Below are 12,993 nucleotides of genomic sequence, written 5' to 3'. Positions count from 1 at the left end.
GCGGTCGACGGTCCCGCGGATGTTGAACCGCGCCTGGTCGAAACGTGGAAGCTCTTGATCGGTCCCCAGTTCGTCGAGAAGGTGCGCGACGTCGTGGGGGTCTACCTCGACTCGCCGGAGAAGGTGACCGTCCTCTGCGCCGACGGGGAAATCCAGATCCAGGCGCTGGACCGCATCGCACCGGTGCTGCCGCTGATGCCGGGCTCTGGAGCAGGCGACGCACAACTACGGCTGTAACGGTACGACCAGCCAGTTCGCCGCGCTCGGCCCGACGTCCGGGTCGGTGATCGCCCCGCACTGCCGGTGCCACCGCCACCAGGAGTTCCTCCGTTCCTCCGACTCATCGACGCCTCGGCACTCGCCGGTTACGCCCTGCACCTGGTCCTCGACAACTACGCGACCCACAGGACCCGACGGTGAAGAACTGGCTGCTGCGCCGCCCGCGGTTCCACCTACACCTCATCCCCGCCTCGGTCTCGTGGATGAACCCCGTCGAACGCTGGCTCGCCGAGCTGACCACCGCAGGCCGCGTCGCGCCACCACCGCACCGTCGTCGCGCTCGAGGCCGGCGTCCGCGGGTGGAGCAACGCCTGGAACAAGGACTCCAAGCCACTCATCTGGACCAAGAGCGGACGAGATCGTTGAGACCCTCGCCGCCTACTGCCGACGAGTCAACGACCCAAGACGCTAGCGAGCCGACACATACTATACAATATATGATCCTCTCATCGCGGGCTGCGACCGGCCGGCTGCCGTCCGCCGCACCTGCCTGGCCACGGGCGGGAAGTCGCCTCGACGGACAGTCTCTCACGCCGAGGCCGTTGTTCATACGTGATATATAGTGTATGTTCCCGCATCGGGAGGTAACCGTGAGGCCGCTTCGTTCACTGCTGTTCGTCCCCGGCCACCGAGGGACATGGGTAGAAAAGGCTGTCGCCAGCGGTGCCGACGGACTGATCCTCGACTTGGAGGATTCGGTTCCCGAGGGTCTCAAGGCTGATGCCCGTGCCGAGGTCGTTCGCTCCATCGGTCGGCTCCGTCAGTCCGGATCGAGGGCAGGCGTGTACGTCCGGGTCAACGCGTTGGACACCGGGCTGTCGGGTGACGACATCGAGGCCGTCGCGGTCGGGGGGCTCGACGGCCTGAGCCTGCCGAAGATCTTTGGCCCGGAGGACGTCGTCCGGTTCGACGCTCTCGTGACCCACTTCGAGCGGAAGAACGGACTGGAGCCGGGTGCGATCGAGTTCATCTGCAACCTGGAGACGGCCGAGGCGTATGCCTCCTGCGAGCAGATCGCCGCGGCGTCACCGCGCGTCGCCGCGCTGTTTGCGGGCACTGCCAGGGACGCGGACGTGTCCAGGTCGATCGGCTTTCAGTTCACAGCCAGCGGCCAGGAGACCCTCTACCTCCGGAGCCGGGCGGTGCTCGCGGCGCGTGCCGCGGGGTTGGAGTTCCCGCTCGTCGGGGTCTGGCAGGATCTGGCCGACCCCGAAGGTGCGCGGAGGTTCTCGGAGCAGAACCGCGATCTCGGCTTCCGTGGCCAGGTACTGATCCACCCTTCCCATGTCGAGGTCGCGAACGAGGTGTTCAGCCCGTCGCGGTTCGAAGTGGAGTTCTACGAAGGAATGATCTCCGCTTTTGAGAAGGCAGAGGCCACCGGGGCGGCCGCCGTCCGCTACGAGGGCATGCACGTCGACTACGCGCACATCAAGACTGCCCGTGAGGTTCTCGCGTACAACAACCGGCTCCTCGACCGGAAGGGCGCCCACGGGTTGGCGACATCGCCAACCCGCAGCTGACGAGGAAGGAAAGACCGTGCCTGGCCTTTACTACGAGGAGTTCGAAGAGGGTGCCGAGATCGAGCACCCTACCCGGCGTACGGTCACCGAGACGGACAACATCCTGTTCTGCTCAATGACTCTCAACTTGGCGCCACTACATCTCGATGCCGAGTACAGCAGGAACAGCATCTACGGCCAGCGGCTAGTAAACAGCCTCTACATACTCGGGCTCGTCACCGGCATCACCGTACCGGACACCACGCAGGGCACGACGCTGGGAAACCTCGGATTCCAGGAAGTCTCGTTCCCGAAGCCGGTGTTCCACGGCGACACGATCCGGGTGCGTACCGAGATCGTGTCCAAGCGCGAGTCCAAGAGCCGCAACGACTCCGGGATCGTCTACTTCCGGCACTACGGCATCAATCAGCGCGACGAGGTCGTCTGCGACGCCCGCAGGGCGGGTCTCATGCTGAAGCGTTCCACGGTCGATCGGGCGGCGTGACCCTTTTCACTGCCTGACCAACCTCTGGCAGGAGTTCGCATGGCCACTGTCCATCTCTCCGGCTCCGCGGCGAACGTGGTGTGGACCCCGGGGGAGAGTATTCGTGAGCGCAGTCGGCTCTTAGGTGCAATGCGCCGCTGGGGTTTCACGACCATGGAAAGTCTGCACGCCCGGTCGGTGCAGGACCCTGAGTGGTTCTGGCGTGCCGTCGTCGAGGACCTCGACATCACGTTCGGGACGCCGTTCGACGCGGTTATGGACGACCGGGAAGGCAAGCCGTTCCCGCGCTGGTTTGTCGGCGGCACCCTCAACGTGGCCGGCCTCTGCTCGCACCGACACGCCGCCGGTGCGCACGCCGGCCAGACTGCGGTCGTCTACGAGGGCGACGCGGGGCAGGTTCGGACTCTGACGTACGCAGAGCTGGACGCGCAGGTACGTCGGTTCGCGGCCAACCTTGTCCAGTTGGGCGTTGGCCGAGGAGACCGGGTGGTGCTCTTCCTGCCAGTGGTGCCCGAGGCGACCATAGCGTTCCTAGCCTGCGCCATGATTGGGGCCCTCAGCGTGCCGGCCTTCACCGGGTACGGCGCCGAGGCCCTCGCGATGCGCCTGCGGGCCTCTGGGGCGGTCGTACTGCTGACCGCCGACGGGACCACCCGCCGCGGCAAGCCGGTCTTGCTCAAGGCGACGGCGGACGAGGCGCTCGAGTCCGCTGCCTCCGTGCGCAACGTGGTCGTCGTGCGTCACCTCGACAACAAGGTCGCGATGCAGGACGGCCGTGACCTGTTCTGGGACGAGCTCGACAGCGACCCCCCAGCCGTCGAGACCGTCGACGCGGACGCGAACGACCCGCTGACAATCATCTATACGTCGGGTACCACCGGCGCTCCGAAGGGCATCGTCCACTCGCACGCCGGGTTCTTGGTCAAGGCAGCCGTCGACTTCGCCTACGGCTTCGACATGCACGACGACGACGTCGTCGCCTGGATCGCGGACATGGGGTGGATGCTCGGCCCCCTCCTTCTCATGGGTGGGCTGCAGCTGGGTGCGACGGTCGTCATGATCGAGGGTGTACCGACGTATCCGACGCCTGATCGGCTGTGGCAGATCGCAGGCCGCCACGGCGTGACGATCCTGGGCGTCGCGCCGACCGCTGCGCGTGCGGTGAAGGCTGTGGGCGCCGGCGACACCGCCGGGCTCGCGCGCGTCCGCGCCTTCGCGTCTACCGGGGAAGCATGGGACGAGCCGACCTGGCGATGGCTCTTCGAGACCGTGGGTGAGGGCCGCCGCCCGATCGTCAACTACAGCGGCGGGACCGAGACCGGAGGCGGCATCCTGGTGAGCTACCCATTTCTCCCGAGTGAGCCGGCGTCCTTCAACGGGCCTCTGCCAGGCATGGACGTGACCGTGCTCGACGAGTCCGGCCAGCCCATCGTGGGCAAGATCGGCGAGCTCGCGGTGCGCAACTGCTGGCCGGGCATGACGCACGCCTTCTGGCACGACCGCGAGCGCTACCTCGAAACGTACTGGCGGCGCTGGCCCGACGTGTGGCAGCACGGCGACCTGGCCAGCGTCGACGTCCACGGGACGTGGCGGATCCACGGGCGTTCCGACGACGTCATCAAGGTCTCCGGCCGCCGCGTCGGACCAGCCGAAATTGAGGCCGCGCTACTCCGGGACAGCCGGATCAGCGAGGCCGCCGTCGTTGGCATCCCCGACGACCAACGCGGGCAGCGTGTCGTCGCCTTCGTCGTGCTTCGTGACGGTGACGCTGACTACGACGACCTGGTCGCCTTGGCGGTGCACAACGTGGGCAAGTCGTTCGCGCCGAAGATCCACGTCGTGCCCAGCCTCCCAAAGACCAAGAACGGAAAGATCATGCGGCGCGCGATCCGAGCACGTCACCTGGGAGAGCCGACCGGTGACATGACCGCGTTGGACCCGAGCACCCCCTTGGAAGACGTCCCCGCCCAACAAGGAGCAGGAGCTGAGCGATGACGAGTGACGCCGACGACCTGGAGCTGATCCGCAAAACCACCCGCGACCTGGCTCGGCGTTTCGACCTGGAGTACTGGCGCAGGAAGGACAAGAACGCCGAATATCCGTGGGAGTTCGTCCAGGCGTTCGCCGAAGGCGGTTGGTTGGGAGCGATGATCCCGGAGGCGTACGGCGGTCTCGGCCTCGGGCTCACCGAGTCGGCGGTCATGCTGCACGAGGTGGCCGCGTCCGGTGCGGGCACCAGCGGGGCCTCAGCCATCCACTTCTACATCTTCCCGCCCGGCCCGATTATCCGGCACGGCTCGGAGCAAATGAAGCGGAAGTACCTGCCAAAGGTTGCCGCCGGAGAGCTGCTCATGGCATTCGGCATCACCGAACCAACCGCGGGCGTCGACACCTCCCGAATCACCACGAAGGCGACCAGGGCGGACGGCGGCTGGGTGATCAACGGCCAGAAAGTCTGGATCACGAACGCCCAGAACGCCCACCGGATCCTCATCCTCGCCCGCACGTCGCCTCGCACCGACGAGACGCCGCTAGATGGCATGACCTTGTTCTTCACCGACCTCGACCGAGAGCGGATCACAGTTCGGGAGATCGAGAAGCTGGGCCGCTCCTGCGTCGACTCCAACGAGCTGTTCATCGACAACCTGGAGGTCGCGGACGACGAGGTCGTCGGTGAAGTGGGCAAGGGCTTCTACTACCTGCTGGACGGGCTCAACCCCGAGCGCATCGTCGTGTCGGCCGAGCAGATCGGTCTGGGCCGTGCCGCCCTCGAGATTGCCACCAGGTACGCCAACGAGCGTGTGGTCTTTGACCGCCCAATCGGCAAGAACCAGGCTGTCGCGCACCCGCTGGCCGACTCGTGGATCCGCCTCATGGCAGCCGAGCAGGTGGCAATGAAAGCCGCCGCGCTCTTCGACAACCACCAGCCCTGCGGGCCGGAGGCGAACGCCGCGAAGTTCCTCGGGAGCGAGGCCGGCTTCGAGGCGTGCGACCGGGCCATGCAGACGCTCGGTGGCTACTCATACTCGAAGGAGTACCACGTCGAGCGTTTCTGGCGGGAGTCGCGGCTTCTCAAGGTCGCCCCGGTCTCGCAGGAAATGGTGCTCAACTACATATCTACCAAGGTTCTCGGCCTCCCGAAGTCGTACTGACGACGTCGAGCGGGGTCTCCAGGGTGCGGCCGGCTCGACGGCCTGGCCGCTATCGTGACAGGTGCTGATCAGGGCATTGACCGGTCGGTGGCCAAAGCGTTCCTCGAGCGGACGAGCCAAGGTCGTGGTCGCTGATGTCGAGGACGAGCATGGAGAGCTTCAAACGATCTGGGTGTCAGCTTGCGGGGTGCAGTGCAACGCCGTCTGGCTTGGCTTAGTTGAGACCGACATGACGCTCGCCACAAACCTGAGATCTTCGCGATCAAGGAGGCGGAGGTCGTACCAGCGCCGTGGCTGACAACATTCGCCCCATCGGTCGCGTCCAAGCGGCGTCCGGCAAGGCGCCGGACCCCGCTGTGTGGCGGAGTTGCTCAACGAGTTCGGCAACGCCGGGCGCCGGCTGGGCGCGGTCCGGCGCGGTGAAGGTTGGCGGACTACGGCGCGGGTGAGCGCCGAGGTCGTCGGCGACGGCGTCCGCCTGGCCTCGTACGGCGGCGGCCCGGTGCTCGACTGGACCGGCGGCCGCAGGATCTGGCCGTCCAGCCGGGAGAAAGACCTGTCAGCAGAAACACTCGCCGTAGAAAGAGCAGGGAGGAGGATGCGATGCGCGACGTAGTCGTCTGTGAGCCTGTGCGGACGCCGGTCGGACGGTACGGCGGCGTGTTCAAGGACGTGCCAGCAGCCGAGTTGGCCGCGGGCGTCGTGACCGAGTTGGTACGGCGTGCGGGCCTCACCGGCGCTGACGTCGACGAGGTCATCTTTGGGCAGTGCTACCCCAACGGCGAGGCTCCAGCGATCGGCCGGATCGCGGCGCTCGACGCCGGTCTGCCGGTCACTGTTCCCGGCTTGCAGCTAGACCGTCGGTGTGGCTCAGGTCTGCAGGCCGTCATCGACGCAGCGATGCGCGTCCAGACCGGCATCTGCGACCTCGTGCTTGCCGGCGGTGCGGAAAGCATGAGCCAGGCGGAGCACTACGCCCTCGGGTTGCGCTTCGGGTTCAAGGGGGATTCGACGCAGCTGTCTGACCGCATCGCGCGTGGCAGGATCACCTCTGGCGGCCGACAACACCCGGTACCGGGCGGGATGCTCGAGACCGCGGAGAACCTCCGCCAGGAGTTCGGTATCACGCGCGCGGCGCAGGATGACCTCGCGTTGACGTCGCACCGCCGAGCCGTCGCGGCCCACACCGAGGGAAGGTTCAAAGACGAAATTGTGCCCGTCACCGTCGTGACTCGGCATGGGGAGACCGTGATCGACACCGACGAGCACCCGCGGCCCGACATCACCCTTGAGGCGCTCGCCCGACTGCGCCCAATCCGGCAGCGGCTCGACACCGAGGCCACCGTGACCGCCGGGAACGCCAGCGGCCAGAACGACGGCGCCGCAGCCTGCATAGTCACAACCCGTGAGCGGGCCGACGAGTTGGGTATCCGTCCTCTCGCGCGACTCGTCACCTGGGGCGCCGCCGGTGTCGAGCCCGCCCGGATGGGAATTGGTCCCGTGCCGTCCACCGAGGTCGCGCTGCGACGCGCCGGGCTGCGGCTGTCGGACATCGACCTCATCGAGCTGAACGAGGCCTTCGCAGCCCAGGTCCTGGCCGTGACCACCACCTGGGGTCTGACCGATTCTGACTTCGACCGGCTCAACGTCAACGGCTCTGGCATCTCGCTGGGTCACCCAGTCGGAGCCACAGGGGTGCGGATTCTGGCCACGTTGCTGCGTGAGCTCGATCGGCGCGAGCAACAGTACGCGCTCGAGACAATGTGCATCGGCGGCGGCCAGGGTCTGACCGCGATCTTCGAACGGACGACGTGAGTGGCCCAGAGCCGAGTCGAAGGGCGGAATGACGGTGGAGCAGACGAACGGGCCGCTGACGGGCGTGCGTGTTCTGGTCCTGGCTGGCATGGGACCGACCCCGTTCGCGTCCATGCTGCTCGCGGATATGGGCGCCCAGGTCGTGCGGATTACCCGGCCGGTGAGCCAGCCCGGGCGCGTCGTGAGCCAGGTCGAGTCGATGCGACCGGAGCACGACATCGCAAATCGCGGTGTCGACACGATCGCGCTCGACCTGAAGAGCAAGGCCGGCCGGAACGCGGTGCTCGAACTCGTCGACCACGCGGACGTCTTTGTGGAGGGCTTTCGCCCGGGCGTCACCGAGAGGCTCGGGCTCGGTCCCGAGGTGCTGCTCTCACGTAACCCACCTCTCGTCTACGCCCGACTCACCGGTTACGGCCAGACCGGCCCGCTCTCGCTCGACGCCGGGCACGACATCAACTACGTCGCACAGTCCGGCGTGCTGCACGCGCTGCGGCGCCAAGGGGAAGCGCCGCACCCGCCGATGAACCTGCTCGGCGACTACGCAGGCGGTGGCACCTTCGCCGCGCTGGGGATCGTCTGTGCCCTCTTGGCGTCCCGGACATCAGGGGAGGGCCAGGTCGTCGACGCGGCCATGATTGACGGTGTGGCGCTGCTGTCGGCCCGGATCCAGGGTCTGCGAGCCGCCGGCGTGTGGACCGACGAGCCGGGCACGAACCATCTCGACACCGGCGCGCCTTTCTACGACACGTACCGGTGCGCCGACGGAAAGTACCTCGCCGTGGGCGCCTTGGAACCGGACTTCTACCGGGAGTTTGTCAAGGGGCTGGGCATCGACGTCTCCGACTGGCCGGATCAGCATGACACGGCCCAATGGCCGCTGCTTCGGCAGTTGATCTCCGACGCCATAGCGGCCCGAACCCGCGACGCCTGGTCACAGGTTTACCAGGGCACCGACTCCTGCGTTACCCCGGTCTTGGACTTCGAGGAGGCGGCCACCGCCGCCCACAACGTGACCCGGGGTCTCTTCCGGAAGATCGGCGGGGTGCTGCACCCGGCCCCTACGCCGCGCTTCAGTCGGACGCCTGCCCGGCCAGTCGGCGTGCCGGCGGCGGACGAGGTCGATTTCCATCGGGTCGTGTGTGAATGGCAAATCGTGGGCGATCCTGGGGTCGCCCACACCATAGGAAAGGACGGGTCGTGACCGATCCTTATCAGCAGTTCACCCGACTCACCTTCGAGCGTAACCAGCCGGGCGTTCTCGAGGTCGTCTTCGACGGGCCGAATCTCAACGCGGTCGACGAGAAGACGCATTCTGAGATCCCGGCGCTCTGGCCGGTCGTCGACCGGGACCCTGAGGTCCGGGCGGTCGTCGTCCGCGGTGCTGGCAAGGCGTTCTCTGCCGGTGGCAGCTTCGATCTGATCGATGCCCAGATCGAGGACTACGACGTCCGGATGCGTGTCATGCGCGAATCGCGCGACCTCTTCTACAACCTCATCAACTGCTCCAAGCCAATAATCTCGGCGATCCACGGCCCGGCCGTCGGTGCGGGTCTCGTTGTCGCGCTCATGGCCGACATCTCGATCGCGGCGAAAAACAGCCGGATCATCGACGGCCACACCCGACTGGGCGTCGCTGCCGGCGACCACGCGGCCATGGTTTGGCCGTTGTTGTGCGGTATGGCGAAGGCGAAATACCTCTTGTTGACATGCCGGGAGATTTCCGGTGAGGAGGCGGAGCGGGTCGGCCTGGTGTCGCTGGCCGTCGAGCCCGAGGCGCTTCTGGACACCGCGAGGGACCTCGCGGGGCAGCTGAGCGGCGGCGCTCAGGAGGCGATTCGTTGGACGAAGTACTCGATGAACCAGTGGTACCGGCAGCAGGGCCCACTGTTCGACGCGTCCCTGGGCCTGGAGTTCCTCGGCTTCGGCGGTCCCGACGTCCGTGAGGGAGTGGCGTCGCACCGCGAGCGTCGGACGCCGTCCTTCCGCACAGAAGCGTTCTCATGACCCGGTCGGTCGCCGACCTGCTTTTCCGGCCCCGCAGCATCGTCGTGTACGGGGCGTCGTCCGACCCCGACAAGCTGTCCGGCCGCCCGCTCGACTACCTCAAGAGGTTCGGGTTCGGCGGGCAGATCTACGCGATCAACCCGCAACGGACGGAAGTCCAGGGTATGCGGGCGTACGCCGATTTGGCTGACCTCCCGGGGCCCGTCGACTTGGCGATCGTCGTGGTCCCAGCGCCCGCTGTCGTTGACGCGATCCGGGAGTGCTCCAAGACGGGAGTCGGCGCGGCGATCATCTTCGCTTCCGGTTTCGCCGAGATCGGCGAGAAGGGGGCGCCGCAGCAGGCGGAGATCAGCGCGATTGCTCGCAGCAGTGGGATGCGGATCGTGGGACCTAACTGCCTCGGGTCGTTCGGTGTGACGGACCGCGCTTTCGCCACGTTCTCTACCGCATTCGACGAGAACGGTGATCGACCCGTCTCGCCGATCGCGCTGGTGTCTCAGAGCGGCGCTGTGGGCACGTTCACCTACAGCACGATGAACGCCCTCGGACTCGGCGTCACCTACCTCGCCAACACGGGCAACGAATCGGACGTCACAGTGACGGAGGTGCTCTCCTCGTTGGTCGAGGCTCCCGACGTCCAGGTCCTCATGGGCCACATCGAAGGATGCCCGGACCTGGACGCGCTCGCCGCTCTCGCGTCGGCCGCGAGGCACAGCGGCAAGCCGCTGATCCTGCTGAAGTCGGGCCGCACACCTGCGGGTGCGCGTGCGGTGGCGGCACACACCGCCAGCGTTGCGGGCGACGACGCCGCATTCGACGCCGTACTGGCCGCACACGGGGCACTGCGCGTACCGAGCATGGAAGCAATGGCCGATTCCGCTCTCGCACTCGTCGAGGGCCGCCGTGCCGCTGGTCGCAGACTGACCATCGTGACTCTCAGCGGTGGGGGTGGCGCACTGGCCGCCGACCGTGCCGTCGAGCTCGGAGTGGAGGTCGATACGTGGGCGAACGAGCAGGACAGGGCTGCGCTCGCCGCCGAGCTGCCGTACTTCGGCTCGACCGCGAACCCCATCGATGTCACTGGCGCGATGATTAACGACCTGTCGCTGCTGGAGCGGACCCTGCGCGTGGTCAGCGACAACGGGGACACTGACGCAGTGCTCGTGCTCCTGGGCAACGCCGACAGGGGCTCCGAGGAGATCGTCGCCACTCTGACCAAGGCGCATCGAGCGACGAGCAAGCCGTTCCTCGTCGCCTGGACCGGGGGGAGCGGACGGGCACGCGCCTCCCTGCTACAGGCGGGCGTGCCGACCTACACCGACCCGCATCGTGCGACTGAGTGCATGAGCCGCGTCATGGAGTTCAGCCTCCACTCGACCTGAGTCGGCTACGTCATCATGTGTCACCCACCAGCCTCTGGGTTCGTTATTGAGTCCGTGGGGTACGGCCTACCAGGAGCGTGACCAGTGTCAGAGACCCACATCGAGCGGTTTGCTGCGTTCGCCGCCAACACGCGATTGGAGGACTTGCCGACGGTGGTCGCCGAGGAGACAAAGAGGGTCCTGCTCGATGCGATCGGGTGTGCCCTGGCATCGGCCGACCTCTCGACCGGGCGAGCGGGCATCGACTACGGTCGGATCCTGGGGAGTTCTCGCGACGAAGCGACGATCATCGGTTTAGGTGAGCGGACGTCTGTGCACGGTGCCGCCTATGCGAACGCTGAGCTCATCAGCGCTCTTGATCTTCATCCGGTATCTCTTCCCGGTCACGTAGCGCCGTATGTGGTGCCCATTGTCCTAGCTCTCGGTGAAACCCGGGGAAGCACCGGCGGGCAAGTCATGTCCGCCCTTGCGGTGTGCCACGAGATGTCATTCCGGCTTGCACGCGCAATGGATCGGAACCGCGACGTCAAGGACGGCAAGGCAGACACGTCTCCGGTCCTCGGCTACGCCAGCACGGTGTTCGGGGTAACTGCGGCGGCGACGATCATGAAGTCGATGCGTCAGGACCGGGTAGCCGATGCGTTGGGTATCGCGGGCAGTACCTCGCCAGTGAACGCTCACCGTGCCTGGCTCATGCATATACCGACGACGACCGTCAAGTACAACCTGATGCCCGGCGGGCAAGTCATGAATGCACTCCAGGCGGCGTACATGGCCGAGTTTGGTCACCGCGGCGATAAGCTCATCCTCGACGACGCGGAGTTCGGCTACCCACGCTTCATAGGAACGAGACGCTGGGAACCTTCTCAGCTCACCACCGGTCTCGGCTCCGAGTGGGGGTACCCGGCAGCATCGTTCTTCAAGCCTTATCCACATTGCCGGGTCACACACCCGCTGTTGGACGCGTTGATCGATGTTGTGAGGACCAATGATCTGAAGCCGGACGAGATCGAGGTGCTGACCGCCTACGGCGAGGAGTGGGTGTCTGGCATGCCCACGTTCATGAACCAGAACATAGAGCGGCCGTACGACGCCCAGTTCAGTTTCGCGCACGGGCTTTCGATGGCTGCCCACCTGGTGCCGCCAGGAAAGGAATGGCAGAAGCCAGGAAACGTGTACGACCCGTCGGTCTTGGGTCTGATGTCAAGGGTTGTGTGGAAATCGCACCCCGACTGGGCTTCGGCCGTGTCTGCCGACCCGGCCGCCCGACCCGCTCGAATTGAGATCGCGGCGCGCGGAACCACGTTCACCGGTGAGCGCAAGTACCCCAAGGGAAATCCCTCACCGGATCCAACGACGTTCATGACGAACGACGAGATCATCGAAAAGTTCCGCTACAACGCCGCTGGAGTCGTCAGCCCGGAGGACGCCGAGTGGGTGGCTGATCGCGTGATGCGTCTCGAGGAGGTCGACGACGTCGGCGCGGTCATGAGCCGCCTACGTCCGTAGGAGCCAGATTGGGATCTCGGCTGGCGTCTTCCGAAGCTGGGGTGATCTCGCGAGTGTACGGTTAGCTATCAGGAGAGACGGACAAAACGGACGCCAAACTGACGCGGACCGTTCACTCGTCGGAGCACGGACCGCGAAAGCCGAAGCGCGTCATGTAAGAGACTCCAGCGCTTGATCAGTCTGGGGGTCGCAGGGTTGCATGAGCATCCCGGCTGGCCCGGTGGGTGGCGTTGAGTTCGGCTCTGAGGGTGAGCCTCGTTCTCTGCGCCGCGAGGACAGGCGCCCGGGCCGGGAGTTCGCAGCAGTCCGCCGCCTAGGCCCGACCGCCAGTCCGCCGGAGACGGTCGGCTTCCAAGGCCCCAGGAAGCCGACCGTCTCCGGCGGACTGGCGACTCCGTCTGCAACGGGGTCAGTGACAATGCTAGGAGCTGGGATGGGCAGGATCGCGCAGACTGACGGTCTCACGGAGGTTCAGGCCGACATTCTGTCGGCGGTGCGCATCTTTGTGGACAAGGAGATTCTGCCGCACGCGACCGAGCTCGAGCACAAGGACGAGTACCCGCACGAGATCATCGAGCAGATGAAGGAGATGGGCCTGTTCGGGATCACGATCCCGGAACAGTACGGCGGGCTCGGCGAGTCGCTGCTCACCTACGCGCTGGTCGTCGAGGAGGTCGCCCGCGGCTGGATGAGCGTCTCGGGCGTCATCAACACCCATTTCATCCTCGCCTACCTGCTGATCCAGCACGGCACCGAACAGCAGAAGCAGCGGCTCCTGCCGAGGATGGCGACCGGCGAGATCCGCGGCGCCTTCTCGATGAGCGAGCCAGGCTGCGGCTCGGACG

12 protein-coding genes are annotated in these 12,993 nt (G+C 66.3%); all 12 read left to right on the top strand.

Annotation, left to right across the window (positions count from 1 at the left end; translation table 11 throughout):
- Nucleotides 1-54: 54 nt before the first annotated feature.
- Nucleotides 55-237 carry a hypothetical protein gene (locus tag BCD48_RS53290; RefSeq protein ID WP_241841585.1) on the top strand — a complete coding sequence of 61 codons (183 nt, stop codon included), beginning with the start codon at nt 55-57 and terminating at the stop codon, nt 235-237.
- Nucleotides 238-845: 608 nt separating this feature from the next.
- The gene (locus tag BCD48_RS08065) at nt 846-1,799 is read left to right on the top strand and encodes an HpcH/HpaI aldolase/citrate lyase family protein (RefSeq protein WP_241841584.1); all 954 of its coding nucleotides are present in this window, start codon (nt 846-848) and stop codon (nt 1,797-1,799) included.
- 16 nt (nt 1,800-1,815) lie between these two features.
- Nucleotides 1,816-2,283: a MaoC family dehydratase gene (locus BCD48_RS08060; RefSeq protein WP_071047691.1), complete on the top strand. Its 468-nt coding sequence runs from the start codon at nt 1,816-1,818 to the stop codon at nt 2,281-2,283.
- Between the two features lie 39 nt (nt 2,284-2,322).
- A complete protein-coding gene (locus BCD48_RS08055; protein ID WP_071047690.1) occupies nt 2,323-4,278 on the top strand; it encodes an AMP-binding protein in 1,956 nt (651 codons plus the stop codon).
- Complete coding sequence (locus tag BCD48_RS08050) at nt 4,275-5,435, top strand: acyl-CoA dehydrogenase family protein (RefSeq protein ID WP_071047689.1); 1,161 nt, start codon at nt 4,275-4,277, stop codon at nt 5,433-5,435. Before BCD48_RS08055 ends, BCD48_RS08050 begins: the two co-directional genes overlap by 4 nt.
- 358 nt (nt 5,436-5,793) lie before the next feature.
- Nucleotides 5,794-6,051, top strand: coding sequence for a hypothetical protein (locus BCD48_RS08045; protein ID WP_071047688.1), 258 nt, complete (start codon nt 5,794-5,796; stop codon nt 6,049-6,051).
- The gene (locus BCD48_RS08040) at nt 6,039-7,250 is read left to right on the top strand and encodes an acetyl-CoA C-acetyltransferase (protein WP_071047687.1); all 1,212 of its coding nucleotides are present in this window, start codon (nt 6,039-6,041) and stop codon (nt 7,248-7,250) included. The genes BCD48_RS08045 and BCD48_RS08040 overlap by 13 nt, the downstream gene beginning before the upstream one ends.
- A 28-nt stretch (nt 7,251-7,278) precedes the next feature.
- Complete coding sequence (locus tag BCD48_RS08035; RefSeq protein ID WP_071047686.1) at nt 7,279-8,454, top strand: CaiB/BaiF CoA transferase family protein; 1,176 nt, start codon at nt 7,279-7,281, stop codon at nt 8,452-8,454.
- Nucleotides 8,451-9,257, top strand: a complete 807-nt coding sequence (locus BCD48_RS08030; protein WP_071047685.1) for an enoyl-CoA hydratase/isomerase family protein — start codon at nt 8,451-8,453, stop codon at nt 9,255-9,257. The genes BCD48_RS08035 and BCD48_RS08030 overlap by 4 nt, the downstream gene beginning before the upstream one ends.
- Nucleotides 9,254-10,639 carry an acetate--CoA ligase family protein gene (locus BCD48_RS08025; RefSeq protein WP_071047684.1) on the top strand — a complete coding sequence of 462 codons (1,386 nt, stop codon included), beginning with the start codon at nt 9,254-9,256 and terminating at the stop codon, nt 10,637-10,639. The genes BCD48_RS08030 and BCD48_RS08025 overlap by 4 nt, the downstream gene beginning before the upstream one ends.
- A gap of 84 nt (nt 10,640-10,723) precedes the next feature.
- Nucleotides 10,724-12,148 (top strand): MmgE/PrpD family protein, encoded by a 1,425-nt coding sequence (locus tag BCD48_RS08020; protein ID WP_071047683.1) that lies wholly within the window; start codon nt 10,724-10,726, stop codon nt 12,146-12,148.
- Between the two features lie 433 nt (nt 12,149-12,581).
- On the top strand, nt 12,582-12,993 hold a 412-nt coding region (locus tag BCD48_RS08015; protein WP_131803835.1), incomplete at its 3' end, for an acyl-CoA dehydrogenase family protein.

Origin of the sequence: Pseudofrankia coriaricola (assembly GCF_001854805.1) — a bacterium.
In the GTDB taxonomy this organism is placed as follows: Bacteria; Actinomycetota; Actinomycetes; order Frankiales; family Frankiaceae; genus Pseudofrankia.
This window is presented reverse-complemented; position numbering and strand designations above follow the sequence as displayed.

Coding starts and splice junctions, on each gene's coding strand:
- BCD48_RS08050 (WP_071047689.1), top strand. CDS start 4,275: ATGACGAGTGACGCCGACGACCTGGAGCTGATCCGCAAAACCACCCGC.
- BCD48_RS08035 (WP_071047686.1), top strand. CDS start 7,279: ATGACGGTGGAGCAGACGAACGGGCCGCTGACGGGCGTGCGTGTTCTG.
- BCD48_RS08055 (WP_071047690.1), top strand. CDS start 2,323: ATGGCCACTGTCCATCTCTCCGGCTCCGCGGCGAACGTGGTGTGGACC.
- BCD48_RS08065 (WP_241841584.1), top strand. CDS start 846: ATGTTCCCGCATCGGGAGGTAACCGTGAGGCCGCTTCGTTCACTGCTG.
- BCD48_RS08025 (WP_071047684.1), top strand. CDS start 9,254: ATGACCCGGTCGGTCGCCGACCTGCTTTTCCGGCCCCGCAGCATCGTC.
- BCD48_RS08040 (WP_071047687.1), top strand. CDS start 6,039: ATGCGCGACGTAGTCGTCTGTGAGCCTGTGCGGACGCCGGTCGGACGG.